At 72.1% G+C, this 14,961-nt stretch carries 13 protein-coding genes and 1 pseudogene; 7 read left to right on the top strand and 7 right to left on the bottom strand.

The window, feature by feature from the left end; translation table 11 throughout:
• Positions 1 to 909, bottom strand: a 909-nt coding sequence (locus ACQKIP_RS22405; RefSeq protein WP_427743880.1) for a PAS domain-containing protein, incomplete at its 3' end; no start/stop codon positions are given.
• A gap of 75 nt (positions 910 to 984) precedes the next feature.
• Here ACQKIP_RS22405 and ACQKIP_RS22400 point away from each other — a divergent pair.
• Entirely contained in the window at positions 985 to 1,698 is a 714-nt protein-coding gene (locus ACQKIP_RS22400; RefSeq protein ID WP_365855678.1) for an ANTAR domain-containing response regulator, read from the top strand.
• 158 nt (positions 1,699 to 1,856) lie between these two features.
• Complete coding sequence (locus tag ACQKIP_RS22395; protein WP_365855676.1) at positions 1,857 to 3,083, top strand: aminotransferase class I/II-fold pyridoxal phosphate-dependent enzyme; 1,227 nt, start codon at positions 1,857 to 1,859, stop codon at positions 3,081 to 3,083.
• Here the strand turns inward: ACQKIP_RS22395 and ACQKIP_RS22390 are convergent.
• Together ACQKIP_RS22390 and ACQKIP_RS22385 are read right to left on the bottom strand one after the other, a co-directional pair.
• Positions 3,080 to 3,706, bottom strand: a complete 627-nt coding sequence (locus tag ACQKIP_RS22390) for a DedA family protein (RefSeq protein ID WP_427743879.1) — start codon at positions 3,704 to 3,706, stop codon at positions 3,080 to 3,082. The two genes, ACQKIP_RS22395 and ACQKIP_RS22390, sit on opposite strands and share 4 nt — an antisense overlap.
• Positions 3,703 to 4,491, bottom strand: a complete 789-nt coding sequence (locus ACQKIP_RS22385) for an MBL fold metallo-hydrolase (protein WP_365855674.1) — start codon at positions 4,489 to 4,491, stop codon at positions 3,703 to 3,705. Before ACQKIP_RS22385 ends, ACQKIP_RS22390 begins: the two co-directional genes overlap by 4 nt.
• Before the next feature lie 99 nt (positions 4,492 to 4,590).
• Between ACQKIP_RS22385 and ACQKIP_RS22380 the strand changes: the two genes are divergently transcribed.
• The 3 genes from ACQKIP_RS22380 to ACQKIP_RS22370 all read left to right on the top strand — a co-directional run bounded on the left by ACQKIP_RS22380 (position 4,591) and on the right by ACQKIP_RS22370 (position 8,754).
• On the top strand, positions 4,591 to 5,013 hold the full coding sequence (locus ACQKIP_RS22380; protein WP_365855672.1) for a hypothetical protein: 423 nt from the start codon (positions 4,591 to 4,593) through the stop codon (positions 5,011 to 5,013).
• A 74-nt stretch (positions 5,014 to 5,087) separates the two neighbouring features.
• Positions 5,088 to 7,235 (top strand): phage holin family protein, encoded by a 2,148-nt coding sequence (locus tag ACQKIP_RS22375; RefSeq protein WP_365855670.1) that lies wholly within the window; start codon positions 5,088 to 5,090, stop codon positions 7,233 to 7,235.
• An 82-nt stretch (positions 7,236 to 7,317) separates the two neighbouring features.
• Positions 7,318 to 8,754, top strand: a complete 1,437-nt coding sequence (locus tag ACQKIP_RS22370; protein WP_365855668.1) for an amino acid permease — start codon at positions 7,318 to 7,320, stop codon at positions 8,752 to 8,754.
• 62 nt (positions 8,755 to 8,816) lie between these two features.
• On the opposite strand, the gene ACQKIP_RS22365 is transcribed toward ACQKIP_RS22370, so the two are convergent.
• On the bottom strand, positions 8,817 to 10,463 hold the full coding sequence (locus ACQKIP_RS22365) for a DUF6345 domain-containing protein (protein WP_365855666.1): 1,647 nt from the start codon (positions 10,461 to 10,463) through the stop codon (positions 8,817 to 8,819).
• A gap of 246 nt (positions 10,464 to 10,709) precedes the next feature.
• Here ACQKIP_RS22365 and ACQKIP_RS22360 point away from each other — a divergent pair, with 246 nt between their 5' ends.
• Positions 10,710 to 11,135 (top strand): OsmC family peroxiredoxin, encoded by a 426-nt coding sequence (locus ACQKIP_RS22360; protein ID WP_365855664.1) that lies wholly within the window; start codon positions 10,710 to 10,712, stop codon positions 11,133 to 11,135.
• Between the two features lie 147 nt (positions 11,136 to 11,282).
• Positions 11,283 to 13,148 (top strand): molecular chaperone DnaK, encoded by a 1,866-nt coding sequence (gene dnaK, locus ACQKIP_RS22355; RefSeq protein WP_365855662.1) that lies wholly within the window; start codon positions 11,283 to 11,285, stop codon positions 13,146 to 13,148.
• 27 nt (positions 13,149 to 13,175) lie between these two features.
• Here dnaK and narI read toward each other — a convergent pair whose 3' ends face one another.
• From narI to narY, 3 genes and pseudogenes are all read right to left on the bottom strand, one after another.
• Positions 13,176 to 13,898 carry a respiratory nitrate reductase subunit gamma gene (gene narI / locus ACQKIP_RS22350; protein WP_365855660.1) on the bottom strand — a complete coding sequence of 241 codons (723 nt, stop codon included), beginning with the start codon at positions 13,896 to 13,898 and terminating at the stop codon, positions 13,176 to 13,178.
• A complete protein-coding gene (gene narJ / locus ACQKIP_RS22345) occupies positions 13,898 to 14,467 on the bottom strand; it encodes a nitrate reductase molybdenum cofactor assembly chaperone (RefSeq protein WP_365855658.1) in 570 nt (189 codons plus the stop codon). Before narJ ends, narI begins: the two co-directional genes overlap by 1 nt.
• A pseudogene (narY, locus tag ACQKIP_RS22340) lies at positions 14,464 to 14,961 on the bottom strand (nitrate reductase subunit beta); the annotation flags it as partial. The pseudogene narY and the gene narJ, both read right to left, overlap by 4 nt.

The following is a 14,961-nucleotide window of genomic DNA, read 5'->3' as shown; positions in this document are numbered from 1 at the left end:
CAGGACCTGGAGCGCGGGCGCTCCGCCGCGTGCCGCCTCGGCGACGAGGGGGCACGCGGCGGGGTCCTGTGCGAGGACGTCGCCGACCGGTGCGTCCCCGGGCCCCAGGACGGTCGTACGCCGCTGCCGCGCGGCCCCTTCGTCGGCGATCACCCAGTCCGCGAACCGGCGGTGCAGGACGGCGGCGGCGCGTTCCAGCACGGCCGCGCGGTCCCCGGCGGGAGCGGTGAGCAGGGCGGTGGTCATGGCGTCAGAGAGGTCCAGACGGGCCGCGTGCCGGGTCGCTTCGCCGAGGTCGGGGGCGGGCGCGTGTGCCCGGAAGGTCTCCTGCGGCGCCCCGCGCGCGCCGGGGGGCCGCACGCCCGGCTGCAACACCACGAGCACCGCCGTGCGCGGCTCCGCGCCCGGCCGCAGCGCGGTGAGCGTCGCGCGGACCGGGAGATGCGGTTCGCGCTGGAGGTGGACGGTGAGGCTGCGGTCGCCGTCGCCGCGGGCGACCGCGGCGGTCTGCGAGCGGAACGCGACCCGGTCCGCGTGCAGCAGGAACCCGGTCAGGGGTCTGCCGGTCGCGTAGCCGGCGCGGGCGCCCGTGAAGCCGGTCGCCGCGAAGTTCATCCGCCGGACCACCGACTCCCGGTCTATCAGGACGACGGGCAGGGGCAGACGCTGGAATATGGCCCGCAGGAGCCGCTGCTCGTCCCGGTCGGGGACACTGCCGCCGAGATGGCCCTCGGCGGCGAGTTGTTCGTAGAGGGGCATCAACCGGTGCGCTACATGGTCGAGTTCGAAGATCGCCGCGTCGAGGACCGTGCCGAGATCATCCGCCGGCACGGAACGGGCCGATTTCAACTCGGCCACGCGGCGCACGAAATCGGCGATGTCTTCACCGAACTCCTCCGTTTTGGCCATGTGCCGAACGTAACCGCTGGGGCCGTTTTCCGTGGGGCCTCACGGGAAGGCGGTGATAAGGAGGAGGAATCCATCATGGCCCTCGTACCCGAACCGGACCTGGCAGGACCGGAATCGGTGATGCCGGGACGCAGGCTCTCCGAACTGGCCGAACAGGCCGTGCGCTGCACCAGCGGGTGCTGCGGCGCGGGCACGACCGTATCCGAAGGCGGCAGCGAGCACCCCGCGGCGGTGACCCATCCCGACCTGGCGGGGCTGGTCTCCGTCCAGCTGCGGTCGGGCGACGGGCCCATTCCGGCCGCTCAGGAGCGGGGTGCGCCGGTTCAGACCGGTGATCTGCTGCGGGAAGAACGGTGGCCCGAATACCGCGCCATGGCGCTCGACTCAGGCGTGCGATCCAGCGTCACGCTCCCCTTCCAGCGTGCGGGGCTCGCGGTCACCCTGACCCTGTTCAGCTTCCGCCCCGGCGCCCTGGACGACGTCCGGCACGGCCCCGCCCGGGCGCTCGGCGACCTCGCCACGACGGGCCTGGTCCGCGACCGCCGCTACCGCGCGGCCCTGGCCGAACTGGACCACCTCGGCACGGCCCTGCGCACCCGCCCCGTCGTCGACCAGGCCTGCGGCATCATCATGCACGCCCTGACCTGCGACGCGGACAAGGCCTTCACGATGCTGCGCCGCATCTCCCAGACCAGCAACCGCAAGCTGGGCGACGTCGCGGCGGCGGTGGTCCGCACCCGCGGCAAGGGCCTCGAGCGGGAGCTGTCACAACTGGCATCCGGGACCTGACCACGCGGCGCCTTGCCGGAACCGCCCGACCGGAGCCTGACCGTGCCGCCTTCCGGCGGGGGTACCCGGCCGGAGCCTGACCGTGCCGGGTCTCTGCCGGAGCACCCGGCGGGGGGCTTCCGCGCGCGGGGAGTGGCTTGGCGCGTTTCGATGGGTACATGCGGACGGAAACCGAGGGGCGTGGGCCTGTGCGGTACGGGCCGCCCCTGCCGGAGCCGGGGTTGCCCGTTCTGCCGGGGCTCTGTGCCGTGCTCGCCGGTGCCGCGGGCCGCGCCCACGCCGAACCGCCCGGCGGCGGCCCCGCCCTCCGGGACGCCGCGAGCGGCTACTGGGCCCGGCGGGGCCTGTGGGGGGAGCGGGACCAGGTCGTCGCCGCGCCCGGAGCCGCACCCCTGCTGCTCGCCCTGGCCGCCGCGATCGGCGGCGGTGACGTCCTGCTCCCGCGGCCCTGCCCCGCCTGGTGGGAGCCGCAGGTGCGGCTCCTGGGCCGGTCGGTGTACCACGTGCCGACGCCCGCCGAATGCGGTGGCGTGCCCGATCCGTACGCCCTCCTGGAGACCGTGAGCCGCATCCGCGCCGAGGGCGGCACCCCGCGCCTCCTCGTGCTCTCCGTCGCCGACGACCCGACCGCCACCGTGCCGCCGCCGGAGGTGCTGCACGAAGCCGTGGAGGCCGCCGCGGACGAGGGTCTGCACATCGTCAGCGACGAGACCTGGCGCGACACCCTGCACCGCCCGCGCGACACCATGCTCATCGGCCCCGCCGAGATGGCTCCCGACCGGGTCACGGTCCTCACCGACCTCTGCGGCGCCTTCCTGCCGCCGGGCTGGCCCGCCGCCGTCGCCCGCTTCCCGCCGGGCGACAGCGGCGCCGCACTGCGGGACCGCACCCTGGACGTCCTCACCGCGCTCGGCGCAAGCCTCGCGGCGCCGGTCGGGGCGGTGGCGGCGTACGCCCTGGGCGAGCCGGACGAGGTGACCGACCGCCTCGCCCGCGCGACCCGCCTGCACGCGCACGTGGCCGCCGCGGTCCGGCGCGCGGTCCTCGCCGCGGGCGTGCTCGCCCTGCCCCCGCAGGCGGGCCGCCACCTCTACGCGGACCTCGGCCCGCTCCGCAAGGACCTGGCGGCGCACGGCGTCGGCGACTCGCAGGACCTGGAGAACTTCCTCGGCGAACGCCTCGCCATGCCCGCACCAGGCGGCCACCGCTTCGGCGACGACCCGGGCACCCTGCGCGTACGCCTGTCGACCTGGCCGCTGCTCGGCTCGACCCCGCAGGAGCGAACGGCCTGCCTCGATGCGGAAGACCCGCTCGAACTGCCCCACGTGCAGCGGGCGTTGCATGCCCTCGGGGCGGCCCTCGGCGGGCTTCGCGCGGCGGCCTAGGACACGGTCCGCCGGACCTTGCGCCACAGCGCGGGCGCCGTGCTGATCAGTACCGTCAGGGCGACCGCCACCACCACGCCCTGCCACGGCTCCTTGAAGAGGGAACCGCCCAGAATGCCGATCAGCTGGTACGTCAGGGCCCAGGCGAGGCACGCCGGCGCGTCCCCGCGGGCGAACTCGCGCAGCGGCATCTTCGCCATCAGACAGGCCAGCATCACCGGAATCCGCCCCGCGGGCACCAGCCGGGACAGGACGAGCACCAGGACGCCGTGGTCCGCGAGCTTCTCCTGCGCCTGCGCGAGACGGTCCTCGGGAGCACGGTCCCGGATCGCCGCGAGCCAGCGCGAGCCGTTCTTCGAGTGCATGCCGCGCCGGCCGAGCCAGTACAGCGCGATGTCCCCGAGGAAGGCGGCGAGCGCCGAAACGCCGAACACCATGAGCAGCGAGAGGGGCGCCGTCTGGTGCACGGCCACCACGGCTGCCGAGCTGACGAGCGCGCCGGTGGGCACCACGGGCACCAGCGCGCCCAACACGATGAGCAGGAACAACGTCGGATAGCCGACCGCCTGCTGCGTCGACTCCGGCGTCACGCCGAGGGCCGCGAAGGGCGAGGCGAGGATCACCGGGAATCTCCCCCGGTGACCTCCGGCCGCACGCTCTCGCCGTGTCCCAGGCGATGCACCGCCACCTCGGGGGCGAGCCGCGCCGCCTGGCGCACGAACTCCTCGCCCGGCGTGTGGAACTCGTGCGGCCGCACGGCGTCCATGCCGATCGGCCAGTACGTCCCGTAGTGCACCGGCACCGCGCTCTTCGGCGCGAGCCTCGCCAGGGCGACCGCCGCACGTGCCGCGTCGAGATGGCCGTGGCCGAGATAGGGCCCCCAGCCGCCCACCGGAAGCAGCGCCACGTCGACATCGCCGACCTCGTCGGCCATCGAGTCGAAGAGCCCGGTGTCCCCGGCGAAGTACGTCCGCGCCTCACCCCGCACCACGAAGCCCAGGGCGGGCGTGCCGTGCGGTCCCACGGGCAGCCGCCGCCCGTCGTGCCGGGCCGTCACCACCCGCACGGCGAGGTCACCGACCCGCACCTCGTCCCCCGGCACGACCTCGACGAGATCCAGATGGGCGAGCCTGCGCGCAAGACCCGGCACCTGCCGCCGGGAGCCGCGCGGAAGCAGCACCCGGGTGCCGGGCGCGATCCGTGCCAGGGAGGGCAGATGCAGATGATCGGCGTGCAGATGGGAGAGGAGCACGGCGTCGGCGACGGCCGCCCCGGCGGGCGGTAGCGCGCCTCTGCGCCGGCGCAGATGGGCGAGGCGCCGGGCGAACAGCGGGTCGGTGAGCACTCGCAGACCCGAGTCCTCGACCGTGCAGGTGGCATGACCCCACCAGGTGATCTCCACCGGCACTCCGGTTCCTCCTTCACGCGACTGTTTACGAGCCTACGGCCAGGAGTAGGGTCTTCGGCTGACGCCAGTGGTGAAGACACCAGAGGTGAGGGGGACGCGATGACAGATGCCGCGAGCGCGACAGTGGTGCGGGTCGCCGCGATCGCCAGCCTGACACCGCTGGAGGAACTGGACGCCGACCCCTTCCTGGTGGACTCCCGCAGCCAGCACGCGATGTGCGCGCGCTGGGCCGCCGAGAGAGGGTACGTCGTCACCCGTGAACTCGTCGTCCGCGGGCTGCCCGCCGACCATGCCGTGCTCTGGGCCGACGTCGACGAAGGGCTCGTGGACCTCTTCGTCGTGCCGAGCCGCCGGGTCCTCGACAGCGCGCTGCGCTCGCCGGAGGAGTTCACCGCGGAGTGCGGGCGGCGCGGGGTGCGGATCGAGACGGCGGGCCTCGCGGAACCGTCGTACGACGCGGTGATGAAGGCCTGTGTCCACCGGCGGCTCTCCATGCCGACCGCGGGGTACGACGGTCGCTGACCTGGCGCCGCCCGGCCGTTCACCCTGTGACACGCTGGTGTCCGGATCTGTCATGAAACGTGAGGCGACGCGGCGTGGGGCGAGAGCGATGGCGGGCGATCGGCAGCGTGGTGTGGCGCTCCGTCGCCGTATGGCTGGTCAGCACGCTCACCATGCTCGTGCTCGCCGGGATCCTGCCCGACTTCCAGTTGCAGTCCGACAACGGCGACAGCGCGACCCGCATCGCCATCACGGCCGCCCTCGGAGCCGGCGCCTTCGGCCTGCTCTCCTCGCTGGTGTGGCCCCTGCTCGTACGGGCCCTGCTGCTGGTGCCCGCCCTGGTCCTCGGCCTGCTCGCCTTCGCCCTCAACGGCTCGCTGCTGCTGCTCGCCCTCCGGCTCATCCCCGACGGGCGCGGCGACGCCAACCCGGAGACCGCCGTCGTCGTCGCCGCGGTCATGTCCGCCGTCGCGTCGGCCACCGGAGGTTTCCTCGCCGTCCGTGACGACGACGCCTACCGCCGCCGTCTCTACCGCCTCGCCGACCGCAGACGACGCCGCCTCACCGAGGGGCAGAGCGGCCCCGTACCGCCCGGCACCGTCTTCATCCAGCTCGACGGCGTCGGCCACGACGTCCTGCGCGCCGCCGCGGACAACGGCCTGATGCCGACCATCGCGGGCTGGCTCGGCCGGGGCGGCGAACCCAGCCACCGCCTCACGCCCTGGCGCACCGACTGGTCGAGCCAGACCGGAGCGAGCCAGCTCGGCATCCTGCACGGCTCGAACCACGACGTCCCCGCCTTCCGCTGGTACGAGAAGGACACCGGCGAGGTCATGGTCTCCAATCGGCCCGCGTCCGCCGTGGAACTCCAGCGCCGCGCCATCGAACGCACCGGCGACGGCGGCCTGCTCACCCTCGACGGCGCGAGCCGCGGCAACCTCTTCAGCGGCGGCGCCGAGCAGCTCGCCCTCGTGCTCTCCATGGCCGCGCGCCGCGGCAAGGAGAACCGCTCCCGCGCCGGGTACTTCGCCTACTTCTCCGATCCCGCCAACGCCGTCCGCACCGCCCTTTCCTTCGTCGCCGAGGTCGGCCGCGAGATGGGCGAGTCGACCCGCGCCCGGATCAGGAAGCGGCGCCCGCGCATCGGCCGCGGCGGGCTCTACCCCTTCATCCGCGCCTTCGCGACGGTCGTCGAGCGCGACGTCGTCGTCGCCGCGGTGATCGGGGACATGCTCGTCGGACGCAGCGCCGTCTACGCCGACCTCGTGGCGTACGACGAGGTGGCCCACCACTCCGGGCCCAGCGGCAGCGACGTCGACAAGGTCCTCCAGCGCCTCGACCGGTCCCTCGCGCTGATCGCGAAGGTCGCCGAACACGCCCCCCGCGCCTACCGCATCGTGGTCCTCTCCGACCACGGCCAGAGCCCCGGAGAGACCTTCCGCGCCCGCTACGGCCTCACCCTCGGCGACCTCGTCAGGGCGGGCTGCGGCCTGCCCGTGCCGCGCAAGGCACGGCGCACGCACAGCGGCGCCGAGGCCCGCTCGGCGGTGCGCGCCGCGCTGCGCCGCCCCGTCGAGGAGGGCGCGGGCAAGGACCGCCCCGCAGGCGAGGCGGAGCCCGTCGTGCTCGCCTCCGGCAACCTCGGCCTCGTCTCCTTCCCCGACGTCCCGCACCGCATGACCCGCGAGGAGATCGACCTGCGCCACCCGGCGCTCCTGCCCACCCTCGCCAACCATCCCGGCGTCGGCTTCCTCCTCGTACGCGGTGAGGACCGGGGCCCCGTCGTCCTGGGCGCGCGCGGCAGCGAGGTGTACCTCGACGAGGAGCCCGGCGACCCCGGGCCGCTGGCCGATTTCGGGCCCGGCGCCGCCGAAGCCGTGCGCCGCACCGACGGCTTCCCGCACGTCGCCGACATCATGGTCAACTCCTGGTACGACCCGCAGGACGGCGAAGTCCTCGCCTTCGAGGAGCAGATCGGCTCGCACGGCGGGCTCGGCGGTGCCCAGGGCCACCCCTTCCTCCTGTCGCCCCTCGTGCTGTCAGCACCGGTCGACGAGGGGCAGGAGCTCGTCGGCGCCGAGCGCGTCCACGAGGTGCTGCGGCGGTGGCTCGGCGAGTACCAGGGGCCGGAGGTTCCGCTGGTGGGAGGGGGTGCCGGGGGTGCGGAGGATCCCCGGCAGGAGGACGCCGGCAGCACAGCTTTTGCGGCCCCCGACCCTGCCGTGCAGGACAAAACACGCTGATTTTGCGGGGTTCGGGCCGTGCCCGACGATGTCTGACGCCCCGGCGATCCCGGGCGTCCGGCACGATGAGAGGCACCACCCCATGCACGACACCGGAACCGTGACCCAGTCGGCTCCGGCCCCCGACCAGGAAGAACAGCGGACAGCGCAGCACGCGGACCAGCCCGTGGGTCAGTCCACGGACCAGTCCGCGGAACAGCACAGCAGGCACGCCCGTCGCTTCGGCCTCCCCATCGCCACCTGCCTCGTCATGGGCAACATCATCGGCGGCGGCATCTTCCTGCTCCCGGCCTCCGTCGCCCCCTTCGGCACCATCAGCCTCGTCGCGTTCGGCGTCCTGACCGCGGGCGCCATCGCCCTCGCCCTGGTCTTCGGGCGGCTCGCCCAGCGCGATCCGCGCACCGGCGGCCCCTACGTCTACGCGCGCGCCGCGTTCGGCGACTTCGCCGGATTCCTCGCCGCCTGGTCCTACTGGGCCACGGCCTGGGTGTCGAACGCCGCGCTCGCCGTCGCCGCGGTCGGCTATCTGGACGTCCTGATACCGGTCAACGACCACAAGTGGACCGCCTGCCTGGCCGCCCTGGTCCTGCAACTGCTACCCGCCCTGGCGAACTTCGCGGGCACCCGGTACGTCGGCGCGGTCCAGGTCGTCGCCACCGTCCTGAAGTTCCTGCCGCTGCTCCTGGTCGCCTTCGGCGGTCTGTTCTTCTTCGACAGCGCCAACCTCGGCCCCTTCCGGGCGACCGGCGACAGCCCGGCCGGCGCGATCTCCGCCTCCGCCGCGATCCTGCTCTTCTCCTACCTGGGCGTGGAATCGGCCGCGGTCAGCGCCGGTGAGGTGCGCGACCCGCGGCGCAACGTCGGGCGCGCCACCATCCTCGGCACCCTCGGTGCCGCCCTCGTCTACCTGCTCGGCACCGTCGCCGTGTTCGGCACCGTCGCCCACGACAAGCTCGTGAACTCCACCGCGCCGTTCTCGGACGCCGTCAACGTCATGTTCGGCGGCTCCTGGGGCGGTACGGCGGTGGCGCTCGCGGCGGTCGTCTCCATCCTCGGCGCCCTCAACGGCTGGACCCTCCTGAGCGCCCAGACGCCGTACGCCGCCGCCAGGGACGGGCTCTTCCCCGCGGCCTTCGGCAAGAAGAAGCGCGGCGTGCCGACCGTGGGCGTCCTGGTCACCGTCGTCCTGGCCTCGCTCCTGACCGTCTACAACTACACGGCGGGATCGAGCGGCGTCTTCGAGTCCCTCGTCCTGATCACCACGTTCACCGCGACCGTGCCCTACCTCCTGGCCACCGCCGCGCAGGTCTACTTCCTGGTCTCCGGGCAGGGCGAGCGCGTCGACCGCGCCCGGCTCGTGCGGGACGGCATCCTCGCGGGCATCGCGTGCGGGTTCTCCATGTGGCTCGTCGCCGGGTCCGGTTACGCGGCCGTCTACCAGGGCGTCCTGTTCCTCTTCGCGGGCGTGCTCGTCTACGCGTGGATGGCGGCCCGCAAGGAGCGGACCGCCACCCACTGATTCCCCGACCCCCGTCGGTTCGGGGTTCCCCGTGGTTCCGGACTGCCGGGCGGGGTTCCTGACTACCTGGCCAGCGGTGCGACCACCCAGCGGCGGGTGGTGAACATGCCGTCGGGCGGGCCGATCTCGATCAGCTTGCGGGCCGCCGGATAGGCCTCGTTGCCCTCGATCTCATAGCCGACGTCGAACGTCCCCGGCACGTCCCTGACCTGTGGCTCCTGCTGCGCCTTCGCACCCTTCGCGCCCTGGCCGCCGCTCTCGCCGGCCGTCACGGCGGCGAGTTCGGCGAGCAGCTGCCGCTGGGCCGCCGCGAGGGCCTCGCGCGGGTCGCGGGCCCGCGGCGCCGCTGGTGCCGCGGCCTTGCCGCCCACGGGAGGCGGCGCGATGTCGGTGCTCGGCTCGCGCGTCGTGCCGGTGGCCTCGCGGGTGGAGATCTGCGCCTGGACGACCGTCGCGTCGTTGTCCAGGACGACCCGGATGAGACCGCGGTCCGGCGTGATGACCGGGACGCCGTCGAAGACCTGCCGGAACGTCACATGGGTCTCCAGGGACACCGGCTGCCCGAGCTCCGAGCCGTCCTTCGCCCCGGAGTTCTGCATCAGGTCGTGCACGCTGTCCACGACGAGCTCGGCGCCGTCGGCGTGCTGCTCGGCGAACACGCGCGCCGCCTCGACCGCCCGGTCCGTGGGCAGTTGGCGCAGGTTGCGGTGGTTGGCCTCGGCGAGCTTGACCCATCGTACGGCGTGCGGCGCCGTGGAGATGGTCCGGTCACCGGACGCGGCACTGAGCACGCCCTGCCGCTCGACCTGCACCTCTTGCAGCGCCGCGGACGGGAAGTCGGCGATGCGGCCCAGCCTGGTGAGCTCCTCGGCCGGATCGCGCGGGGCTAGCTGCACGATCTGCGGGCTGGCCGGCGCCTGCGTCCGCGGCTCCCTGAGGCTTTCGCGCGCGTTGTACCAGCGCCACGCGTACCAGTTGTCCGGCACGTGCTCGCGGTAGAGGGTGCGCTCGGCGTTGAGGCGGGCCGTGGCCTCCGCCTGGTTGGCGCCGACCGCGCAGACCGAGGGCGCCTGGCCCTTGTAGATGTCCCAGCTCGCGTTCAGCCAGGCGTCGGTGAACGTCTGCCCGGCCCGCCACTTCTCCCAGAACTTCCTTCCGTAGTCCGGGCTGTCGATGCTGACTGTCTCGAACCCGAAGATCATGCGGAAGCCGATGTTGGGCCCCGCCCAGGTGCGGATCGGGGAGTGCCCGCCGAGGACCCGCAGCGAGGTGCAGGTGGACCAGAAGACGTAGTTCACCTTCTCGTTGCCCAGCGCCATCCGGTTGGAGACCGCGTCGCTGCGGCCGTCCCAGACCGCGCCGAGCGGCGCGAAGAAGACCCCGTTGTTGTCCATGCCGCCGTGGCCCGAGTGGTACACCGCGACCACCGCGTCCATGCCGTAGCGGTCCTGCCAGTTGTCGTACGTCTCCTCGTACGCCCAGACCTGAGCCCCGCCGTCCGCGAACCAGAAGTTGCGGTCGTAGAACTGCTGGAGGTACGCCAGCCACCCGGTGGCGTCGGCGTGCGTGTGGAAGAGAGTGTTCTGGTTGACGAACTTCTGGATGCTGAAGGCGCCCCACCAGCCGAACGTCGAGTCGCGGGTGGCGGCGGCCCCCGGCTTCGCCCCTTCCAGCGGGGACGGACCGCGGTCCGAGTAGTTCATGCGCATGGCCAAACCCCCTGAGTGATCTCCTCGTCCGTGCGAGGGGGCCTCAAAGTGTCACCGCGCGACTGCCTTGCCCAGTTGCCATTCAGGCCATAGCTACTGCGCACCGGGACTTCCGCCGCGCCTCTGACGCATCAGTAACCGCCACCCGTGGGCAGGTCTGCGGCGTGCGCCGACCCGGGGTGTGATCGGATGGGCGCACGGAAGTTCCGCAACGCATCACGGAACCGCACTGAAGGGATCTGCATCGTGGCTACCACGCGCTCCGCGCACACGGTCTGGGAAGGCTCTCTGACGGAGGGCTCGGGCACCGTCGCCTTCGACTCGTCCGGCATCGGCGAGCAGGCCGTCTCCTGGCCCTCCCGCGCCGAGGAGGCCAACGGCAAGACCAGCCCGGAAGAGCTGATCGCCGCCGCGCACTCCAGCTGCTTCTCCATGGCGCTGTCGCACGGTCTGACGGGCGCGGGCACCCCGCCCACCCGGCTGACCACCTCCGCCGACGTGACCTTCCAGCCCGGCACCGGCATCACCGGCATCCACCTCACCGTCGAGGGCACCGTGCCGGGTCTGGACGAGGCCGCCTTCACCGCGGCCGCCGAGGACGCCAAGAAGAACTGCCCCGTGAGCCAGGCGCTGACGGGCACGACGATCACGCTGACGGCGAAGCTCGCCTGACGCAGTCCGGCCACCGTCCGGACCGTGCCGCCGTCCCTGCCGGGGCGGCGGCACCGTCATATGCGGCATTGACAACAAGCCGCTCAAGTTTTGTGATGGAGGGCGGAGTACGCCGGGAAACGGGCTCGCGGTGGAAGGAGACTGGACATGGCACGTGCAGTCGGGATCGACCTCGGTACGACGAACTCGGTGGTGGCCGTCCTGGAGGGCGGTGATCCCACGGTCGTCGCGAACGCCGAGGGAGCACGCACCACGCCCTCGGTCATCGCCTTCGCGAAGAACGGCGACGTCCTGGTCGGAGAGGTCGCCAAGCGGCAGGCGGTCACCAATGTGGAGCGCACCGCACGCTCCGTCAAGCGGCATATGGGCGACGGGAGTTGGCGCTTCCCCGACGACGGTTCGGTGGACGGCACGCGCTACACCGCCCAGGAGCTCTCCGCCCGCGTCCTGCAGAAGCTCAAGCGGGACGCCGAGTCCTATCTGGGCGAGGACGTCACGGACGCGGTCGTCACCGTCCCCGCGTACTTCGACGACACCCAGCGCCAGGCCACCAAGGAGGCCGGCGAGATCGCCGGCCTGAAGGTGCTGCGCATCATCAACGAACCGACGGCCGCCGCCCTCGCGTACGGCCTCGACAAGGGCGACGACCAGACGGTCCTCGTCTTCGACCTGGGCGGCGGCACGTTCGACGTCTCGCTCCTGGAGATGGGCGACGGCGTCATCGAGGTCAAGGCCACCAACGGCGACACGCAACTGGGCGGCGACGACTGGGACCAGCGGATCGTCGAGTACCTGGTCCGGCAGTTCAAGAACGCGCACGGAGTGGACCTCGCCAAGGACAAGATGGCGCTGCAACGGCTGCGGGAGGGCGCGGAGAAGGCGAAGATCGAGCTGTCGTCGTCGAGCGAGACGGACATCAACCTGCCGTACGTGACGGCGTCGGCGGAAGGCCCGCTGCATCTGGCGGAGAAGCTGACCCGCGCTCAGTTCCAGGAGCTGACCGCGGACTTGCTCGAGCGCTGCCGGGTGCCCTTCCACCAGGCGGTCAAGGATGCGGGCGTGAAGCTGTCGGCCGTCGACCACGTGATCCTGGTGGGCGGTTCGACGCGGATGCCCGCGGTGACGGAACTGGTCAAGGAGCTGACCGGGAGCGAGCCGCACAAGGGGGTCAACCCGGACGAGGTGGTGGCGCTCGGCGCGGCGCTCCAGGCCGGCGTGATCAGGGGCGACGTGAAGGACGTCCTGCTCCTGGACGTGACGCCGCTGTCCCTGGGCATCGAGACCAAGGGCGGCATCATGACCACGCTCATCGAGCGCAACACGACCATTCCCACCCGGCGTTCGGAGACGTTCTCGACCGCGGAGGACAACCAGCCCTCGGTCGGCATCCAGGTCTTCCAGGGGGAGCGGGAGATCGCCGCGTACAACAAGAAGCTCGGCGTCTTCGACCTGACCGGGCTGCCTCCGGCGCCGCGCGGCGTACCCAAGATCGAGGTCACCTTCGACATCGACGCCAACGGAATCATGCACGTCTCGGCGAAGGACGAGGCGACGGGGCGCGAGCAGCGCATGACGGTGACGGGCGGCTCCGCGCTGCCCAAGGACGACATCAACCGCATGGTGCGGGAGGCCGAGGAGCACGCGGAGGAGGACCGCAAGCGGCGCGAGGCCGCGGAGACCCGCAACCAGGCGGAGCAACTCGTCTACCAGACCGAGCGGTTCATGCGGGAGAATGAGGAGCGGATCCCCGCAGAGACCAAAACCGAGGTGGAGGCGGCGGCCACGGAGCTGAAGACCCTCCTGAAGGACAAGGCCGACGACACGGCGGCGCTGCGCGTGGGCGCGGAGAAGCTGGCCACGGTCAGCCAGCGCATGGGCCAGGCCATGTACGCGTCGGCGGGCGAGAGCGCCCAGGGCGCTCCGGAATCCCCTCCCGAGGAGGGCGTGGTCGACGCCGAGATCGTGGACGACGAGAAGCCGGGGGAGGGGAAGGAGAAAGGCACCGAGGGCTAGCCCCCGCCCGGTGGCAGGGGTGAGAGGTCAAGACCCCGTCTTCTCCCACCCCCGCCGCTCCGGACGCGCTCCCACCCGCCGCGGATCCCGGCTGCGGTAGACCACGTACGGCCTGAACAGGTATTGCACCGGCGCGCTGAACATGTGCACGAGCCGCGTGAACGGGATCAGGGCGAAGAGCGCCATGCCCACCACCGCGTGGATCTGGTACATGACCGGGACCCCCGCCATCATGTCCGTGTCCGGCTGGAGGGTGAACAGGCTGCGCGCCCAAGGGGCGATGGATTCCCGGTAGTTGTAGCCGTCGCCCGACGCGTGCGTCAGCTTGGCGACCATGCCGAGCACGATCGCCGCGAACAGCACCAGGTACATCAGCTTGTCGTTCGCGGTCGTCGCCCGGAACACCGGCGCGTTCGTGCGCCTGCGGTAGAGCAGCAGCACGATGCCGAGCACAAGCAGGATGCCCGCCGCCGTGCCGCCGTACAGCGAGAACAGGTGGTAGGTGTGCTCCTTCACGCCCACCTTCTCCGTCCACGACTCCGGGACGAAGAGGCCCACCAGATGCCCGACGAGGACGAACAGGATGCCGTAGTGGAACATCGGTGACGCGATGTTCAGGAGTTTCGACTCGTAGACCTGCGAGGAGCGCGTCGTCCAGCCGAACTTGTCGTAGCGGTAGCGCCAGGCGAGGCCCGCCGCCAGGAGCACGACGACCACGTACGGGATGACGCCCCACAGCAGCGTTCTCATCAGTGCTCCCCGATCAGTGCGAAGGGTTCGAGACCGACGTCCTCCCGTGGCGGTCCCGACCGGGCAAGGGCCTGCGCCTCGGCCCGGTCCTTGGGCGAGGGCCCCGGCAGTGTCGCGCACACCGCCTGGAGGACGGACGCGTAGGGAGTGCCGAAATCGGTGAGGGCGAGCCGCAGCAGTTCGAGGCCCGGCCGGTGCTCCTGGAGGAGTACGGGGCCCGCGTGCGCGGAGAACTCAAGGACCGCGGGCAGGAAGTCCGGCAGCTCTTCGCCCGTGAACTCCATGCCGTGCTGCCGGTAGACCTCCTTGAAGCGGACCAGGGTCATCCCGCGCCGCCGGGTGTCGCCGTCGCGCCACCAGCTGAGGTAGAGGCTGTGGCGGTTCTTGAAGTCGAAGACCTGGACGTAGTGCGCGGCGAGTTCGGAGGGTTCCGTTGCCGCCGCGTGTGCCAGGAAGCTATCCATCTGCGGTGCTGCCGCCCGTAGTTGGGGGAGCAGTTCGCGGAAGTCCCCGTCCGGATAGGACAGGCAGTGCGCGGCTGCCTGATAGAGCACGGCGTTGTCGCTCACAGGGTGTCCCTCTCGGCGGCGGTCTCGGTCGCGGACGGCTGCTCGTCGGAGGTCTGCCGTTCCCGCATGGCGTGGAAGCTCTCGATGGTCACGAGCGGCAGCTGCTTGCGCCCCGAGTCCTGGCCGAAGGGCCCGTCTCCGCCCATCCCCGGACCGTCCGCGTGGTCGAGGCTGCACGAGTCGGGCACCGCCGACTCCTCCAGGCGCTGCGCGTCGCCGACCGCGGCGGTCGGGATGACGTAGCGGTCCTCGTACTTGGCGATGGCGAGGAGGCGGTACATCTCCTCGATCTCCTGGCCCGACATGCCCACGGCTTCGGCCACCGAACTGTCCGGCCGCTCCCCGAGGTTGATGGCCCGCATGTGCGCCCGCATCGCCGCCAGCTTCTCGAGCGAGGCCCGCACCGGGCCCACGTCACCGGCCGTGAAGATCTCCGCGAGGTATTCGAGCGGGATGCGCAGGGTGTCGATGGCGCCGAACAGATTGTCCAGGTC

Origin of the sequence: Streptomyces sp. NPDC059900 (genome assembly GCF_050270335.1) — a bacterium.
GTDB lineage: Bacteria > Actinomycetota > Actinomycetes > Streptomycetales > Streptomycetaceae > Streptomyces.
The sequence above is the reverse complement of the archived record's forward strand: the minus strand, read 5'-3'. Positions and strand labels throughout refer to the sequence as shown.